We start from the raw sequence: 16,109 nt of genomic DNA, 5'->3' as shown, positions 1-16,109 counted from the left end.
ACCGGCGGGCTCCGGTGATTACCCTGCCCGAACTCAAGTGCGGTGTCAGCGCGAAGTCAGGCCATCCTGAATGCTCATCGCGGCGGTGCGCCGTCGACACCATCGAATAGGGATCAGGCCAGGACCTGGACCGGATTCCCGGATCAGCATCGCGTCAGGACGCGGTCAGTACCGACTGCAATCATCATTCCGAATTCTCCTGCAATCCCCTGCAATCCCATTTCGATTGCATTTTCCGAAGGGTCCGCGAGATGAATCCCGGAAAAAAGTTGCGCAGTTATGGGCTGTTTATCGCGGGGAAAGACATCGAAGGCGACGGCTGGGTTTACACCGTCAGTGCCAAGTCGCTTCTCGAGGATGTCTTCACCAGTGTCAGCCTCAAACGCACCCTTGAGAAGGACGCGGACTCCGACGCCGCGGAGCACCCTTACGTCATCGGCCGCTGCGCGATAGCCGACGACGCGGCCATCGACCTCGCCACCGAGGCCGCGGCCGCCGCGGCGCCCGGCTGGGCGGCGGTTCCGCTGGAGCGTCGCATCCGGCTCGGCAGCCTCTTCCGTGAGGAACTGCTGCGCCGCGAGGACGAGTTCGTGGAGATGCTGGTCGCCGAGTCCCACCCGGTCAAACTCGCCCGCTGGGAGCTGAGTTGCCTGCTCCAGGTCTACAGCGAGGAGAGCATCCGCTGGTACGCGCAGCAGATGCACACCGAGTTCGAGGACCGCGGGCGCCGGCTGATCGTCCGCCGGCAGCCGGACGGGGTGGTCGCCTTCAACCCGCCGCAGAACGCACCGGCGCCCAGCGCCGCCCTCGCCGTCCTGGCGATGATGGCCGGCAACGCGGTCGTGGTCCGCGCCCCGCGCAGTATCGCGCTGAGCACCCTGTGGGTGCTGCGGGACGTGGCGGCACCGCTGCTGGACGAGGTCGGGGCGCCGCCCGGCACGCTGAACGTGGTGTGCGCCAACCCCAAGCAGACACTGGACCGTTGGATCTCCAGCCCGCTCATCGACGACATCTTCTACATCGGAGGCAGCCAGGAAGGCCTGCGCTTCCAGGAACAGTGCGTCGCCCACGGCAAGAAGCCGATCCTGGAACTCGCCGGCAACGACGGCATCATCGTCTGGAAGGACGCCGACCTCGGCTACGCCGCCGAAGCCATCACCGAGTCCTTCTACGGCTCCGGGCAGATCTGCATGGTCCCCAACTACGTGCTGGCCCACCCCGACATCGCCGACGACCTCATCGCCGAGGTCAAGCGGAAGGTCGCCGACGTACGCCCCGGCTACCCCGACCAGGAGGACGTGCTGCTGTCGCCGGTGCGCCGCACCGAGCGGTTCTTCGGCCTGCTGGACCGGGCCCTTGAGCAGGGCGCCGAACTGGTCACCGGCGGGCTGCGCACCGAACTGGACGGCACCCCCTCGGAGACCGGCGTCTTCCTCCAGCCGACCGTGCTGCGGGTGGACGGAATGAGCACGGCCCGCGAGCACGAGGTCGTCCGGCACGAGACGTTCTTCCCGCTGCTGCCGATCGTGGTCGCCGAACCGGACACCGACGAGGTGCTGCTCGACCGCTTCCTGGACTTCGTCAACAGCAACGAGTACGGGCTGCGCAACTCGCTGTGGGCCAAGGACGAGACGGTGGTCGACACCTTCGTCCAGCGGGTCGTCAACGGCGGCCTGCTGAAGGTCAACGACTCCCACATCGGCTTCCTGCCCTACCTCCCGAGCCACGGCGGCACCGGCCTGACCGGCGGCGTCTTCGGCGAGGCCAACTACCCGATGCTCAAGACCTCGCACGTCCAGGGCATCAGCATCGCCCGTGACGTCAGCCCCCACGAGACGGTCTTCGGCGACTGACGCGGCGCCCCCACTCCACCACCCACGAACTCCCCCTCAACGAGGTGACACCTGTGCGCACTCTCGACGCCGCCCGCGACACCTGCGAGCGCTTCCATCCCGGGCTGGTGAAGGCCCTGGCCGCCCTGCCGTTCGAGGAACGCGAGGCCCACGGCAGCCCGGTCGTCGACCTGTTCCGGCAGGCCGCCGGGGTGGGGCTGCTGATCCCCACCGAGTACGGCGGCCTCGGCGCCGACCCGGTCGACGCGGTGCTCGTGCAGCGGGCCGTCGGCTCGCTCTCCCCGTCGCTGGCCGTGGCCTCGACCATGCACCACTTCACCGCCGCGATGCTCTACGCCCTCGCCGACGGCAAGAACCGGCTCACCCCCGCCCAGACCGAGGTCCTGCACACCGTCGTGCCCGAGCAGCGGCTGATGGCCTCCGGCTGGGCCGAGGGCCGCACCCAGCAGAACATCCTCAGCCCGGCCGTCACCGCCACCCCCGTCGAGGGCGGCTATCTGCTCAACGGCGCCAAGAAGCCGTGCAGCCTGTCGCGTTCGATGAGCCTGCTCACCGCGAGCATCGCCGTGCCCGGCGCGGACGGCACCCCGGAACTGGCGCTGGCCCTGGTCGACGCCGCTTCCCCGGGGCTCACCCGGCACCCCTTCTGGGGCAGCGAGGTGCTGACCGCCGCGCAGAGCGACGAGGTCCGCCTGGCCGACGTCTTCGTCCCCGAGGACATGGTCGTGCGCACCACCGAGGACGACCCGGACCGCATCGAGGACCTCCAGAACGCCGGCTTCGTCTGGTTCGAGATGCTCGTCTCGGCCGGTTACGCCGGCGCCGCCGCCGGGCTCACCGAAGAGGTCCTCGCCCGGGGCCGCGGCACCGCGAGCGAGCGCGGCGCCCTGCTGATCCGTACCGAGGCCGCCTTCGACCTGCTGCTCGGTGCCGCCCGCGCGGTCCGCGACGGCGTCGGCGGCGAGGAAGCCGTCTCCCAGGTGCTCATCGCCCGGTTCGCCGCGCAGGAGGCGCTCTCCCTCGTCACCCAGCAGGCCCTCGAACTCCTCGGCGGCATGGACTTCATCCGCTCCTCCGCCCACCAGCGGCTGGCGGCCTCGGTACGCCCGCTCGCCTTCCACCCGCCGTCCCAGGGCGCGACCGTCGAGCCGCTCCTGGCGTACGCGGGCGGCGCCGCCCTCGACCTGTCCTGAAAGCGAGTCACCGATGACCACGTACGCCGAAGCCCCGGCCGGCCAGGAGGCGGAGATCCTCCAGCTGTACCGGGCGCACCTCAGCAAGGGCCGGGCGACCCTGGCCGAACTGTTCGGCACCCATATGGAGGTCGAGTCGCAGGGCGCGTGGGTGACCACGTCCGACGGCGAGCGCTTCCTCAACGCGGGCGGCTACGGCGTCTTCATCATGGGCGCCCGCCACCCCCTCGTCATGGAGGCGGTCCGCCGCCAGCTGGAGACCCACCCCGTCGCGACCCGCATCCTCCTGGAGCCGACCGTCGCCCGCGCCGCCGAGGCCCTCGTCGAGGTCGCCCCGGAGGGCCTGGACCGCGTGCACTTCGCGCTGTCCGGCGCGGAGGCGGTGGAGACCGGCCTCAAGCTGGCCCGCGCCAACGGCCGCAAGCGGACCGTGTCGATGAAGGGCGGCTACCACGGCAAGACCCTGGGCGCCCTGTCCGCCACCGCCAAGGACGTCTACCAGGCACCCTTCCGCCCCCTGATCCCCCACGTCAGCCACCTCCCCTTCGGCGACATCGACGCCCTGCGCGAGGAACTGGCCGCGCACCCGGGCGAGGTGTGCGTGATCATCGAGCCGGTGCAGGGCGAGGGCGGCGTGATCATCCCGCCCAAGGGCTACCTCAAGCAGGTCGAGGAGGCGGTCCGGGAGTACGACGGTTTCCTGATCGTCGACGAGGTGCAGACCGGCATCGGCCGCCTCGGCGAGTGGTGGGGCCTGGACACCGAGGGCGTCCGCCCCGACGTGCTGCTGGCCGGAAAGGCGCTCGGCGGCGGTGTCGTACCGGTCTCCGCGGCCATCGCCACCCGCAAGGCGTTCCGGCCCTTCGACAAGGACCCCTACGTCCACACCGCCACGTTCTCCGGCCAGCCGCTGCTCATGGCCGCCGTGCAGGGCACCCTCCGCGCGGTCCGCGAGGAGGAACTGGTGTCCAGGGCGCGGGAGTTGGGCGCCCGGCTGCTGCCGCGGATCACCGAGATCGCCCGCCGCAACATCCCCGATCTGGTCGTGGCGGTCCGCGGCCGGGGCCTGCTGATCGGCGTCGAGCTGATCGAGCCGGGGCTGGCCGGCGAACTGCTCATCGAGCTCTTCAACCACGGCGTGGTCGCCAACCACTCCATGAACGGCTCCTCCGTGGTGCGGTTCACCCCGCCCGCGATCCTCACCGACCAGGAGGTCGAGTTCCTCCTCGACTCCTTCGACAAGGCCACCGTCGACCTCGTACGGCGCTCGGCCACGATGCCCGAAGGCGGCAACTGACCATGCGACACGTCGAACTCCACGCCCTGGTGCCCCTCGCCTCCGCCGAGGAGGTCTTCACGACCGTCCCGCGCTGGGAGCGCTACCCCGAACTCGCCCCGCACGTCCGCGCCACCGAGGTGCACGCCGGCCTGCCCGGCCCGGTCGGCAGCTCCAGCTGGGAACTCCACTTCCGCAGCGGCCTGTTGCGCTGGACGGAGGAGGACACCTTCCTTCCCGACAGCCTCCAGATCCGCTTCGAGCAGACCGACGGCGACTTCGACAGCTTCGAGGGCGTCTGGACGCTCCGCCAGCAGGGCCCGGACGTCTCCGTCGTCTTCACCGCCGACTTCGACTTCGGCATCCCGAGCCTCGCCAGCATCCTCGACCCGATCGCCGAGCGCGTCATCAGGGAGACCGTCGCCTGGGCCGTCACCGGCTTCTTCCCGGGTGCCACCGTCCTCGACGCCGACATCGACCTCGCGGCGGCGAGCTGACCCGCACCGCTCCCGCCCACCGGCGGCGGAGCGAGCCGACCGCACCGACGCCCGCCCACCGGCGGCGGACATCCCACCGCCGCCGGCCCCGTCCCCACTTCACCGGAGCCCTTCAGGAGTTCAACCGTGGACCAGGCCAACCCCTTCGAGACCCCCCGCACCTACTCCCTGCACCGCGCCGAGTACCTGGTCGGCCTCGCGGTCACCACCGGCCTGATGGCCTATCACTTCTCGGACATCCGCTGGCTCCCCGCCATCGGACTCTTCCTCTACATCGACCTGATCGGCTACATCCCCGGCGCGATCGCCTTCAAGAAGGCCGGCGGGGCCCCCATCCACAAGGGCTACTACGTCGCCTACAACGTCATGCACAGCCTCATCACCCAGGGCGCCGTCGCGGCCCTGTGGTGCTGGCTGGTGAAGCCGGAGTGGGCGCTGCTGGTGCTGCCGTTCCATCTCTTCGGCGACCGGGGCCTGTTCGGCAACTTCATGAAGTCGTTCGCGCTGCCCTTCGAGCCGGTCCGCCAGCCCGGATACCTGCGGCTCCTGGACGACCTGGGCCTGCCGCACCCCAAGCCGGTCGGCCACGCCATGGACCCGACCCCGGTCGGCCACATCCCCGCCGCCACCGGCGCCGCCCCCGTCACCTCCGTCCCCGCACCGGCCGTACAAGAGGTGTCCCGATGACGACCAACGTCACCCTGCGCAACCGCTGGAGCTCCCAGGAACGCGCCTTACGACGACTCGCCGCACCGGTGTCCGTGCTCACCGCCGTCCACGAGGGCCACCAGCACGGCACCACCGTCAGCACCGTCACCCGGGTCTCCCGCCGCCCGCAGGTCCTCGGCGTCTGTCTGCGGCCCGACTCGGTGCTGGCCAAACTGGCCACCGCCGAGGGCCGGTTCGCGGTCAACATGCTCAGCGCGGCGCAGGGCCCGCTCGCCCGGCACTTCGCCGAGAGCTCCCGGCCCGACGGCGCCGCCCAGTTCGAGGGCGTCGACTGGAAGCCGGCCGCCTACTCCGGAGCGCCGCTCTTCGCCGGAGCCCTCGCGCACTACGACTGCCGGGTCGTGGGCCGCTTCACGGTCGGCGACCACGAGGTGCTGCTCGGCGCCGTCGTCCACGCGCACAGCCTCGACGGGGACCCGCTCGTCAGCCAGGACGGCGAGCTGTACGCCGGAACCCTGATCCCCGTCGCCGACCACGACGACCGCGCCGCGCAGACCCCGGCCCCGCTCGGTGTGGACCTGCGGCTCGCCCTGCCCCTGACGCCCGCCAAGGAGAACGTACCGACATGACCACGCCCACCGCCCACGAGGCCGACTGGGACACCGCCCCCGGTCTGCTCGACGGTGCCAAGGACCTCACCCTCGGCCCCGACCGGTGCAATCTGGCGTACTGGTTCACCGAGGTCGCGCAGGGCACCCTGCGGGACCGCGGTGCCACCGGGCACCACGAGAAGGCGGACGTACCGGAGTTCCTGCGCCGGCCCGGACCGCTGCGCGAGGCGCTGGTCCTGGAGTTCGGCTTCCGCAGCCTCTCCGAGGAGATCGCCACCCGCCTCCTCGCCCACTACGTCGCCCGCGCCCCCGGCATCCCGGAGATGGAGTTCTACGCCACCCAGCTGATGGACGAGGCCCGGCACGCCCGGGTGTTCCGCAACCACCTGGTCGAACTGGGCCTGCCCGAGAAGACGTTGCTCGCCGACATCGACGCGATGGCCGTCGACTACCGGCGCGAAGTCCTCCAGCCCGTCGAGGACTTCACCCTCGACATCATCCGCGACCAGGGCGACTTCTACGGCGGCGTCGCCGTGTTCGCCATCGTCATCGAGGGCGTCCTCGCCCCCGCCGCCGAGCTCAGCGAACGCAAGTGGACCCCGCTGTCGGAGGCGACCCAGGAGGTCTCCCGGGGCACCGCCATCGACGAGATCCGCCATCTGACCGTCGCCAGCACCATCCTGCGCGACCACGTCCGCGACCACCCCGAGTACCTGCCACGGCTGCTGGAGATCCTCGCCGCCGGCAACGAACTGTGGGACCGCGTCCCCGACAAGCCCTACGTCCTGCACCGCGAGGAACTCTTCCAGCAGGGCATGGCCGAACAGGCCGAGCTGATCGGCGACTACGAGGTCTGGCCCGGCGTACGGCTGCTCGACACCACCCCGGAGCAGCGCTACGACATGGCGGAGCGGTGGACCGACGAGATGGCCGAGAGCCGGATGGCCTACATGGGTCTGCCGGCGGACGCCCTGGGACGGAGTGAGCGTCCGTGACGGCGCCCCTCCCCGCCTTCGGCGCACCGCCCGGCCGGGCGCCCGTCATCGTCGGCGTCGGCGGTCATGTGCCGCCGAACGTGGTCACCAACGACGACCTGGTGGCCCGCCTCGACACCTCCGACGAATGGATCCGCACCCGCACCGGCATCGCCGCCCGGCACGTCGTCACCCCGGGCACCGCCACCTCCGACCTCGCCGTCGAGGCGGGCCGCAAGGCCCTGAAGTCGGCGCAGGACGCCCAGGTCGACGCGGTGGTGCTGGCCACCACCACACCCGACCACCCCTGTCCGGCGACCGCGCCCGCGGTGGCGGGACGGCTCGGACTGACCGGTGTCCCGGCCTTCGACGTCGCCGCCGTGTGCACCGGGTTCCTGTACGCCCTCGCCACCGGCGCCGGCTTCCTCGCCAGCGGCCTCGCCGAACGGGTACTGGTCATCGCCGCCGACGCGTTCACCACCATCGTCGACCCGGCCGACCGGGGCACCGCGGTGATCTTCGCCGACGGCGCCGGAGCCGTCGTACTGAAAGCCGGCGACGCGGACGAGCCCGGCGCGCTCAACTCCGTCGTGCTCGGCAGCGACGGCGAGCTCAGCGACCTCATCTCGGTCCCGGCCGGCGGCTCGCGCCAGCGTTCCACGGGACTGCCGCCCGAGCCCGGCGACGAGTACTTCCACATGGCCGGGCGCGCCACCTACCGGCACGCCGTGGAACGCATGACCGCGGCCGCGCGACAGTCCCTCGCCGGCACCGGCTGGGCCCCCGAGGACGTCGACCGGTTCGCCTCCCACCAGGCCAACGCCCGCATCCTCGAAGCCGTCGCCGAACGGCTCGGCATCGGACCCGAGCGGCGGCTGTCCAACATCGAGCACGTCGGCAACACCGGCGGCGCCTCCATCCCGCTGCTGCTGGCCCAGAAGTCGGCCGACGGCGAGCTGAAGGCCGGCGACCGGGTCCTGCTGACCGCGTTCGGCGGCGGCCTCGCCTGGGGCGCGGCCACCCTCACCTGGCCCGAGCTGTGACCGGGCCCGTGCCCACCCACCCACACCGTCAACCGGAGGTCGATCACCCATGTTCGAGAGCCTGAAGGAAATACTCGTCAACAAGCTCAAGGTCACCCCCGAGCAGATCACCCTCGACGCCACCTTCGAGGACATCGAGCTGGACTCGCTGGCCGTCGTCGAGCTGTCCCTCGTCCTGGAGACGGAACTCGGGGTGTCCGTCTCCGACGACGAACTCCTGGACACGCACACCGTCGGCGAGATGGTCGAGCTCATCGAGTCGCGGAGCGCGCGGGTGTGATGGCCGCACACGACATCGCCGTCACCGGTCTCGGCCTGGTCACCCCGGCCGGGATCGGGACGGCCGCGAGCTGGTCGGGCGTCCGCGCCGGGCGCCCGGCCGCGGCCTACGACCCCGTACTCGCCGACAACCCCGTCCGGATCTCCTGCCGGGTGCCCGACTGGGACGCCGACACCCTGCTCGGCGCCCGCCGGGCCCACCGCCTCGACCGCTTCAGCCAGTTCGCGCTCGTCGCGGCCCGCGAGGCACTCGCCGACGCCGGCCTCGACCCCGCCACCTGGGACGGCGCCCGCGTCGGTGTCGTCCTCGGCTGCGCCGACGGCGGCCCCGGCACGGTCGAGGCACAGCACCGGACGCTGGTGGAGCACTCGCCGGACCGGGTCTCCCCGCTGCTGCTGCCGATGCAGCTGCCCAACATGCTGGCCGGGCAGACCGCCATCGAGTTCGGCGCCACCGGCCCGAACCTGGTGGTGGCCACCGCCTGCGCCTCCGGTACGACCGCCATCGGCACCGCCCGCGACCTGCTGCTCCTCGACCGGTGCGACGTGGTGCTGGCCGGCGGCAGCGAGGCCATGATCACGCCCCTGGTGATGGCCGGCTTCGCCCGCATGGGCACGCTGTCCCGGCGCACCGACGACCCGGCCGCCGCCTCCCGCCCGTTCGACCTGGACCGCGACGGGTTCGTGGCCGGCGAGGGCGCCGGGGTGCTGGTCCTGGAGCGGCCCGCCGACGCCCGGGCCCGCGGCGCCCGGGTCCGCGCCCGGGTGACCGGGTACGGCGCCTCCGCCGACGCCCACCACGTCACCTCCCCGCACCCCGACGGCGTGGGCCTGGAGGCGGCGATGCGCGGCGCGCTGGCCGACGCCGGGGCGCAGGCCTCGGACGTCGGACACGTCAACGCGCACGGCACGGCGACCCGGCTCAACGACCTCGCCGAGGCCAGGGTCGTGCACCGCGTCCTCGGCGACCCGCTGGTCACCTCCACCAAGGGCGTCACCGGTCATCTGCTGGGCGCGGCCGGCGCGGTGGAGGCCGCGTTCACGGTGCTCGCCCTCCAGGAACAGACCGTGCCGCCGACCGCCAACCTCGACACCCCCGACCCCGACTGCGAGATCAAGGTCGCCGCCACGCTCACCGGCACCCGCTTCGACCTGGCCCTGAGCAATTCCCTGGGCTTCGGCGGCCAGAACGCGGTGCTGGCCCTGGCTACCGCCTGAACCGTCCGCCACCCCCCGTCCTCCCGTCCCCTCAACTCCCTCCCCAGGAGCCCGCGATGACCGCCGGACCACCATCCTCCTCTTCCTCCCCGGCCCCCACCCGCACCCTGACCACCAGCTACATCGTCTTCATGATCGTCGCCGCGGCGGCCCCGCTCTCCGCGATGGTCGGCACCGTCCCCCTGGCGTTCGCCATCGGCACGGCCGAGGGCGTACCGGCCGCGTTCGTCTTCGCCGGCGTCACCCTGGTCTGCTTCTCCGTCGGGTACGCGATCAGCGCCCGCCGCACCGGCGGCTCCGGAGGCTTCTACGCCTCCGTCGCCGACGGCCTCGGCCGGCCCGCCGCGGTCGGCAGCGGCTGGGTGGCGGTCGTCTCCTACAACTGCGCGACCATCGGACTGGTCGGCGCCTCCGGCTACTTCACCAGCCTGGTGCTCGCCGACCACGGGATCACCGTGTCGTGGCAGTGGTGCTGCGCGATCGTCCTGGCGCTCGTCGCCGTCCTCGGCTACCGGGACATCGCCGTCAGCGCCCGCGTCCTCGCGGTCCTGATGGTCGCCGAGATCGGCATCCTCGCCGCCCTGGACGTGGCCGTCCTCCTCCGGCACGGGCTGCACGCGCTGCCCGGCGACTCGTTCTCCTGGCACGCCGCCACCGGCCCCGGCGTCGGCGTCTCGCTGATGTTCGCCTTCGTGTCCTTCATCGGCTTCGAGTCGGCCGCCCTCTACGGCAAGGAGGCGCGCGACCCGCGCCGCAGCGTGCCGCGCGCCACCTACGCCGCCGCCGTGCTGATCTCCGGGTTCTACGCCCTGACCAGCTGGGCCGCGGTCGGCGCGATCGGCGCGGGCCGGGTGCGGGAGACCGCCGGGACGCACCTCGGCGACCTCTTCTTCGTCCTCGGCGACGACTACCTGGGCTCGGCCGGCAGCACGCTCCTCCAGATCATGCTCTGCTCCAGCCTGTTCGCCGCGACCCTCGCCCTGCACAGCGCCGCCAACCGGTACTCCCAGGTGCTGGCCGACGACAAGCTGCTGCCCGCCGCCCTGGGCAGGCTGCACCCCCGGCACGGCTCCCCGCACCTCGCGAGCGTCCTCCAGGTGGTCGTGAGCGCGGTCGCCGTGACGGTGTTCGCGCTCGCCGGCCTCGACCCGTACGCCAACCTGACCACCAGCATGCTGGGCCTCGGCACCCTGGGGATCATCGTCCTCCAGGCGCTGGCCGCGCTCTCCACGCTCGCCCTGCGCCGCAAGGGCGTCCGGCTGGGGTGGACCGGCACGGTCGCGCCGCTGCTGGGCTTCGCCGGCCTGGCCGCCACGGTGTATCTCGTGGTCGGCAACTTCGACGTGCTGACCGGCGCGACCGGCGGCATCGTCGTCCAACTGCCCTGGGTGATCCCGGCGGTGGGCGTGCTGGGCGCGCTGTGGGCGCTGCGGCTGCGTGCCGTCGCCCCCGCCCGCTACCGCGCCCTGGCCACCACCCACATCGCCCCCGCCCCGGACGGTTCCCCCACCCCAGTGGCGGAACCGCACACCCCCACGACGGTCACGGAAGCGGCCTGACCGGTTCACGCGGCTCGGCCGCGACATCCCGCACCGCAACCGCCGTCCACGCGACCCGGAGGGAACGACATGCATGACGTACGCGAGTTGATCGAGAGCGGGGCGGAGGCGGAACGGCGGCTCGCCCGGCGTGGCTATCTGCTCGACCTCGACGCCCTGCGGGCCGCGCAGACGCGGCGCGCCGGCGCGCAGGAGGCGGTGAGCGGGCTGCGGGCCGAGATGAAGAAGGCCTCCCGCGGCCCGCACGGGGCGCCCGGCGCGGAGGGCGCGGAGGGCGCGGAGGAGGCACGGGAGCGGAGCCGGCGGCTGCGGGCGCGGGTGCAGGCTGCCGAGGCCGAGGCCAGGGACGCCGAACAAGCCCTTAAGGCAATGCTGTTGACGGTGCCGAACCTGCCGGCGGACGACCTGCCCGACGGCTTCGGCGAGAAGGAGGCGCTGGAGGTACGCCGGGTCGGCCCGCAGCGCGGCTCGGGCCCCGGCCTCGGCCGGCACCACGCCGAACTCGGCGAGCGGCTGGGCGTGTTGGACGCGGGCGCGGCGGCGAAACTGTCCGGGGCGCGCTTCAGCGTCAGCCGGGGTCCCGGTGCCGTCCTGGAACGGGCCCTGGCCTCCCTCCTCCTCGACCTGCACACCCGGGAGCACGGATACACCGAGTACGCGGTGCCGCACCTGGTCAGCCGGGAGACGATGACCGGCACCGGACAGCTGCCCAAGTTCGAGGAGGAGCTGTTCGCCACCTCGGTCGGCGGCCGGGAGATGTTCCTGATCCCGACCGCCGAGGTTCCGCTGACGAACCTCGTGGCGCGGGAGCTGCTCGACGAGCGCGCGCTGCCGCTGGCGATGACCGCCCGCACCCCCTGCTACCGCGCGGAGGCGGGCTCGTACGGCCGCGACACGCGGGGCGTGCTGCGGCTGCACCAGTTCGAGAAGGTGGAGCTCGTGCGGGTCTGCCGGGAGGAGGACGCGGGGGAGCAGCTGGAGCTGATGCTCGGCCACGTCGAGGAGTGCTTGCGGCGGCTGGAACTGTCGTACCGGGTCGTGCTGTTGCCGGCCGGGGACATCGGGTTCTCGGCCCGCCGGACCTACGACGTCGAGGTGTGGCTGCCAGGCAGCGACACCTACCGGGAGATCTCCTCGGTGTCGGACTGCGGCACCTTCCAGGCCCGTCGGGCGGGCATCCGCCACCGGGCGGGCGGCGCCCGGCGCATCGCCGCCACGCTCAACGGCTCCGGTCTGCCGATCGGGCGGACCGTCGCCGCCCTGCTGGAACAGGGACAGCAGCCGGACGGCTCGGTCCTGCTGCCGGAAGCGCTGACGCCCTACATCGGCTTCCGCCGACTGCTACCCGGCGGTGCCACCGAGTAGGCCGGCCACCGACGGGTGCGGGTCAGGCGGGTGCGGGTCAGGCGGGCTGGCGCAGGAAGGTACCGGTGCCGTGCAGCGCGGGGTCCTGGTTGAGCATCTGCTGGAACAGCAGACGCAGCTTCGGGGACGGCTCCATCCCCAGCTCGTCGTCGAGCCGCAGCCGGGCCGCGTTGTAGACGGTGATCGCCTCGGCCTGCCGGCCGCTCTGGTAGAGCGCCAGCATGAGCAGCTCGGTGATCCGTTCCCGCCACGGGTGGGTGATGCTCATCCGTTTCAACTCGCCCACCGCGCCCATCGGTTCGCCCGCACGGATCCGCAGCCACAGGAGGTCCTCCTGCGCGGACAGATGCTCCTCCTCCCACTCGGTGACCGCGCTCTGGCAGAGCGGTCCGAGGGCCGCGTCTCCCAGCGGGCGGCCCTGCCAGAGCCGCAGGCCTTCCTCCAGCTGCTTCTGTGCGGTGCACAGATCGGCGTCCGCCATCGCCCGGTGGGCCTCGCGGATGTACGTGCGGAACAGGTTGAGGTCGATGTCCTCCGGCGCCACGTCCAGGCTGTAGCCGGAGGTCCGGCTGAGCAGCGCGCCCGCGGCCGACTTGCCGGCGAGCTGCGCGAGGGTGCGGCGCAGCCGGGACACATGGGCCTGGAGCGCGTTCTCGACGGTGGCCGGGGGGTTCTCCCCCCACAGCTCGCTGTACAGCGTCGAGACCGGGACGACGGCCGGGGCCTGGATGAGCAGGCTCGCCAGCAGCGAACGCTGCCGGAGTCCCGGGACGGTGTGGAACGCGCCGTGGTCGCCCACGGCGATCGTGCCTAGGATGCGGAACCGCATGAGAAACCCCCGTATGGGACTAATATTGGATCTTCTCTGACTCCCGGCGTTTGTTCTGCCATGGCTAGAAGTGTGCAGGCCCGCTCTGGAGTTCGACTCGATGCCGGAGGGGTGCTCTTCAGCGCTCTGAGCAGGTAAGAAGCAGGTAAGAGGGGGAGGGGGCGAGGGGGGTCACTCGCGGCGCACGAGCGTCGCGCCGACCACCATGCACCGCGATCGCCGTCACGACCGTCACCAGCTTCAGCAAGTCCTCGAAGCCCTTGATGACATAGCCGCCCGCCCATGTCGTCAGCCCCCGCATGCCCAGAGAACCCACGGTCAGCGTGAAGAATCCGGGCAGGAGGAGCACCAGCCGGGGCGGCCGCCGCGGGGCCCGGGCCAGCACCGTGGCCGTCGCCGTCAGCACCACCGCGGCCACGAACGTGCCGCCCGTCTCGCCGATCAGCTTGGTGACCAGCGACTGCACCGCGACCGTCAGGTACACCAGTGCCAGAAGTGGCCAGAAAAGGCGGTACGGCACCGCGAACGCGAGCACGGTGCCGACGGTGAACACGATCCACGACAGGAACAGCGCCCAGCGCGGCAGATCGGCGTCCGCGGCGACGTCGAAGAGGGCGCGGGTGGAGGTGCCCGTCGCGTACACGCCCAGCAGGACGCCGAGATACAACTGCACGAGCAGGAAAACCGAGTTGACCAGGCGGATCGCGCCGGTCGTCATCCACCCGGCGGCCGGCTCGGCCGTCGCCGCGCTCAGGTAGTCGCCGGGCACGAAGTAGAAGAGCGCCGGGAGCATCAGCAGGACCGGACCGCCGTGGGAGGGGGTGCGGGCGAACACCTCGATCGTGACGATCGAGATCACCGTGGCGGCGACCAGCGGCAGGACGGCCGCGAGGCGCGGCACACGGTCCGCGACGACCGCCAGACTCGCCGCGATCGTGGCGAGCACCGCCGTGCTCGCCACCTCGTACGAGGTCGACTGCATCAGCGGCGCGAACCCCAGCGCGAACAGCACGATGCCGATGAGCTTCGCCCACCAGGGATACGGCGGCCCCGACTCCTCGATCGCCGCCAGCCGCGCGCCCGCCCGCGTCACGTCCGTACGACCGGCCCGCACGTCCGCCAGCAGCGGCTTCAGCGCGGTGACCTGGTCCAGCCGGAAGACCTCCGGAACGCCCCGCACGATGACGGTCCGCGCGGCGCCGTCCGCGGCGGTGACCGTGAGCGTCGCCGTGTCCGGGACGAGGAGCAGCGACGCCTCGCCGCCCAGCGCCCTGGCCGTCGTCGTCACCGCCTCCTCGATGCCCTCCGCCCCCTCGCCGCTGGTGTTCAGCAGCAGCCGGGTCAGCCGGGTGAGGAAGCCGGCGAGCTCGTCGAGGCCGGGGGTGATCGCACGGGACGACTCCACCCACGGCCTCCTCCGGACTCCGATGCGATCGACGGCCCCACAGAGCGCCCCGCCGACGGCTCTTACGGCAAACGGCCTCCTCCAGCCTGCTGCTCCGCCGACCGGAACGGCCAGGCGGTTGGGCCGTACGGGCGACGCGAGCGCAGGAGAGGGCCGCCTCCCGTCGTCACCCCAACGGCCTAAGCCGCCATGCGGGCACCTGGATTCGAGCCGACCCTGGCAGCACCCCAACTGCCCGGCCCCGGGAGGGCTTCATGGCGTCCACTCGGGGATGTTCGGCGGCCCGGCCCCAGACGCCCTCGCCGCCCTCATCCAGATGCTGGCCACGCTCCGCGACCCCGAGACGGGCGCCACCCGCATCAACGGCCTGGACTGTGACGGTACTTGGGACGGCGTCGGCTACGACGAGGCCCAGTTCCGCGCCGACGCCGGCGTGTTGGACGGCGTACGGCTGACCGGTACCGGCACGGTCGCCGACCGCCTCTGGGCCCGCCCCGCCGTCACCGTGCTCGGCGTCGACTGCCCGCCGGTCGTCGGCTCCGCCGCCGCCGTGCCGCCGACCGCCCGCGCCCGCGTCAGCCTGCGCGTGCCGCCCGGCACCGACGCCCAGGCCGCGCTCAAGGCACTCACCCAGCACCTCACGGACGCGGCGCCCTGGGGCGCCCGGGTGACGGTCGAGACCGAGGGCACCGGCTCCCCGTTCCGGGCCGCCACCGACGGCCCCGCCTACACGGCCCTCGGCAAGGCCATGCGGCAGGTCTACGGCAAACCCCTCGCCTTCCTCGGCCAGGGCGGCTCGATCCCGCTGTGCAACGTCCTCGCCACCACCTACCCCCGCGCCGAGATCGTCCTGATGGGCGTCGAGGAGCCGCGCTGCCTCATCCACGCGCCCAACGAGAGCGTCGACCCGTCCGAGATCGAGCACATGGCACACGTGGAGGCCCTGTTCCTGCACGAGTACGCGGCCGCGCACGGCCGTTGACAGAGTCCTAACGCGGGCCCAGCGACCGTTCCCGCACCCGCTCCAGATGCCCGGCGAAGACCTCGCGGGCGTCCGGCGTCAGCGTGCGCAGGGCGATCAAGGCGGTGATCACGACGTCGCACAACTCGCTCTCGACGTCCTCCCAGGTATGGGAGTTGCCCTTGCGCGGGTTGCGGTTCATCGCCCCGATCACCGCCTCGGCCACCTCGCCGACCTCCTCCGACAGCTTCAACACCCGCAGGAGGAGGCTCTGTCGCCCGTCAGGGAGTTGGCTGTCGGACGGGCGGTGCGAGTCGAGCCACGTCCACAAGTCGTCGATGCCCGACCAGATGCCGGGGTCCTGATCACTCATGGAC

General features: G+C 72.2%; 15 protein-coding genes and 1 pseudogene. 13 read left to right on the top strand and 3 right to left on the bottom strand.

Annotation, left to right across the window (positions count from 1 at the left end; translation table 11 throughout):
- The first annotated feature begins 251 nt into the window (after positions 1–251).
- The 12 genes from EJC51_RS15185 (at position 252) to serS (ending at position 12,537) form a co-directional block, all read left to right on the top strand.
- Positions 252–1,853, top strand: coding sequence for an aldehyde dehydrogenase family protein (locus tag EJC51_RS15185; RefSeq protein WP_126271574.1), 1,602 nt, complete (start codon positions 252–254; stop codon positions 1,851–1,853).
- Between the two features lie 53 nt (positions 1,854–1,906).
- Entirely contained in the window at positions 1,907–3,046 is a 1,140-nt protein-coding gene (locus EJC51_RS15180; RefSeq protein ID WP_126271573.1) for an acyl-CoA dehydrogenase family protein, read from the top strand.
- Positions 3,047–3,059: 13 nt separating this feature from the next.
- The gene (locus EJC51_RS15175; RefSeq protein WP_126271572.1) at positions 3,060–4,343 is read left to right on the top strand and encodes an aspartate aminotransferase family protein; all 1,284 of its coding nucleotides are present in this window, start codon (positions 3,060–3,062) and stop codon (positions 4,341–4,343) included.
- Between the two features lie 2 nt (positions 4,344–4,345).
- A complete protein-coding gene (locus EJC51_RS15170) occupies positions 4,346–4,819 on the top strand; it encodes a type II toxin-antitoxin system RatA family toxin (protein ID WP_126271571.1) in 474 nt (157 codons plus the stop codon).
- A 126-nt stretch (positions 4,820–4,945) separates the two neighbouring features.
- Positions 4,946–5,506 carry a hypothetical protein gene (locus tag EJC51_RS15165; RefSeq protein ID WP_126271570.1) on the top strand — a complete coding sequence of 187 codons (561 nt, stop codon included), beginning with the start codon at positions 4,946–4,948 and terminating at the stop codon, positions 5,504–5,506.
- Entirely contained in the window at positions 5,503–6,117 is a 615-nt protein-coding gene (locus tag EJC51_RS15160) for a flavin reductase family protein (RefSeq protein ID WP_126271569.1), read from the top strand. The genes EJC51_RS15165 and EJC51_RS15160 overlap by 4 nt, the downstream gene beginning before the upstream one ends.
- Positions 6,114–7,094, top strand: a complete 981-nt coding sequence (locus EJC51_RS15155; RefSeq protein WP_126271568.1) for a ferritin family protein — start codon at positions 6,114–6,116, stop codon at positions 7,092–7,094. The genes EJC51_RS15160 and EJC51_RS15155 overlap by 4 nt, the downstream gene beginning before the upstream one ends.
- Positions 7,091–8,116, top strand: a complete 1,026-nt coding sequence (locus tag EJC51_RS15150; protein ID WP_126271567.1) for a beta-ketoacyl-ACP synthase III — start codon at positions 7,091–7,093, stop codon at positions 8,114–8,116. The genes EJC51_RS15155 and EJC51_RS15150 overlap by 4 nt, the downstream gene beginning before the upstream one ends.
- A 49-nt stretch (positions 8,117–8,165) precedes the next feature.
- Positions 8,166–8,396 (top strand): acyl carrier protein, encoded by a 231-nt coding sequence (locus tag EJC51_RS15145; protein WP_126271566.1) that lies wholly within the window; start codon positions 8,166–8,168, stop codon positions 8,394–8,396.
- Positions 8,396–9,613, top strand: a complete 1,218-nt coding sequence (locus EJC51_RS15140; protein WP_126271565.1) for a beta-ketoacyl-[acyl-carrier-protein] synthase family protein — start codon at positions 8,396–8,398, stop codon at positions 9,611–9,613. Before EJC51_RS15145 ends, EJC51_RS15140 begins: the two co-directional genes overlap by 1 nt.
- Before the next feature lie 56 nt (positions 9,614–9,669).
- A complete protein-coding gene (locus tag EJC51_RS15135; protein WP_126271564.1) occupies positions 9,670–11,172 on the top strand; it encodes an APC family permease in 1,503 nt (500 codons plus the stop codon).
- A 69-nt stretch (positions 11,173–11,241) separates the two neighbouring features.
- Positions 11,242–12,537: a serine--tRNA ligase gene (gene serS / locus EJC51_RS15130; RefSeq protein ID WP_126271563.1), complete on the top strand. Its 1,296-nt coding sequence runs from the start codon at positions 11,242–11,244 to the stop codon at positions 12,535–12,537.
- 37 nt (positions 12,538–12,574) lie between these two features.
- On the opposite strand, the gene EJC51_RS15125 is transcribed toward serS, so the two are convergent.
- Entirely contained in the window at positions 12,575–13,366 is a 792-nt protein-coding gene (locus tag EJC51_RS15125; RefSeq protein WP_126271562.1) for an AfsR/SARP family transcriptional regulator, read from the bottom strand.
- Positions 13,367–13,484: 118 nt separating this feature from the next.
- Positions 13,485–14,771: a threonine/serine exporter family protein gene (locus EJC51_RS15120; RefSeq protein WP_244362637.1), complete on the bottom strand. Its 1,287-nt coding sequence runs from the start codon at positions 14,769–14,771 to the stop codon at positions 13,485–13,487.
- Positions 14,772–15,030: 259 nt separating this feature from the next.
- Here EJC51_RS15120 and EJC51_RS15115 point away from each other — a divergent pair.
- Positions 15,031–15,753: pseudogene (locus EJC51_RS15115) on the top strand (M20/M25/M40 family metallo-hydrolase); the annotation flags it as partial.
- A 7-nt stretch (positions 15,754–15,760) separates the two neighbouring features.
- Here the strand turns inward: EJC51_RS15115 and EJC51_RS15110 are convergent.
- Entirely contained in the window at positions 15,761–16,105 is a 345-nt protein-coding gene (locus EJC51_RS15110) for a MazG-like family protein (protein ID WP_126271561.1), read from the bottom strand.
- Between the last annotated feature and the right edge of the window lie 4 nt (positions 16,106–16,109).

This window comes from Streptomyces aquilus (assembly GCF_003955715.1).
GTDB classification, from domain to species: domain Bacteria; phylum Actinomycetota; class Actinomycetes; order Streptomycetales; family Streptomycetaceae; genus Streptomyces; species Streptomyces aquilus.
This window is presented reverse-complemented; position numbering and strand designations above follow the sequence as displayed.

Excerpts from the sequence above, each read along its gene's own strand:
- serS (WP_126271563.1), top strand. The coding sequence starts at position 11,242 with ATGCATGACGTACGCGAGTTGATCGAGAGCGGGGCGGAGGCGGAACGG.
- EJC51_RS15125 (WP_126271562.1), bottom strand. The coding sequence starts at position 13,366 with ATGCGGTTCCGCATCCTAGGCACGATCGCCGTGGGCGACCACGGCGCG.
- EJC51_RS15185 (WP_126271574.1), top strand. The coding sequence starts at position 252 with ATGAATCCCGGAAAAAAGTTGCGCAGTTATGGGCTGTTTATCGCGGGG.
- EJC51_RS15170 (WP_126271571.1), top strand. The coding sequence starts at position 4,346 with ATGCGACACGTCGAACTCCACGCCCTGGTGCCCCTCGCCTCCGCCGAG.
- EJC51_RS15175 (WP_126271572.1), top strand. The coding sequence starts at position 3,060 with ATGACCACGTACGCCGAAGCCCCGGCCGGCCAGGAGGCGGAGATCCTC.
- EJC51_RS15135 (WP_126271564.1), top strand. The coding sequence starts at position 9,670 with ATGACCGCCGGACCACCATCCTCCTCTTCCTCCCCGGCCCCCACCCGC.
- EJC51_RS15145 (WP_126271566.1), top strand. The coding sequence starts at position 8,166 with ATGTTCGAGAGCCTGAAGGAAATACTCGTCAACAAGCTCAAGGTCACC.
- EJC51_RS15140 (WP_126271565.1), top strand. The coding sequence starts at position 8,396 with ATGGCCGCACACGACATCGCCGTCACCGGTCTCGGCCTGGTCACCCCG.
- EJC51_RS15160 (WP_126271569.1), top strand. The coding sequence starts at position 5,503 with ATGACGACCAACGTCACCCTGCGCAACCGCTGGAGCTCCCAGGAACGC.
- EJC51_RS15110 (WP_126271561.1), bottom strand. The coding sequence starts at position 16,105 with ATGAGTGATCAGGACCCCGGCATCTGGTCGGGCATCGACGACTTGTGG.
- EJC51_RS15155 (WP_126271568.1), top strand. The coding sequence starts at position 6,114 with ATGACCACGCCCACCGCCCACGAGGCCGACTGGGACACCGCCCCCGGT.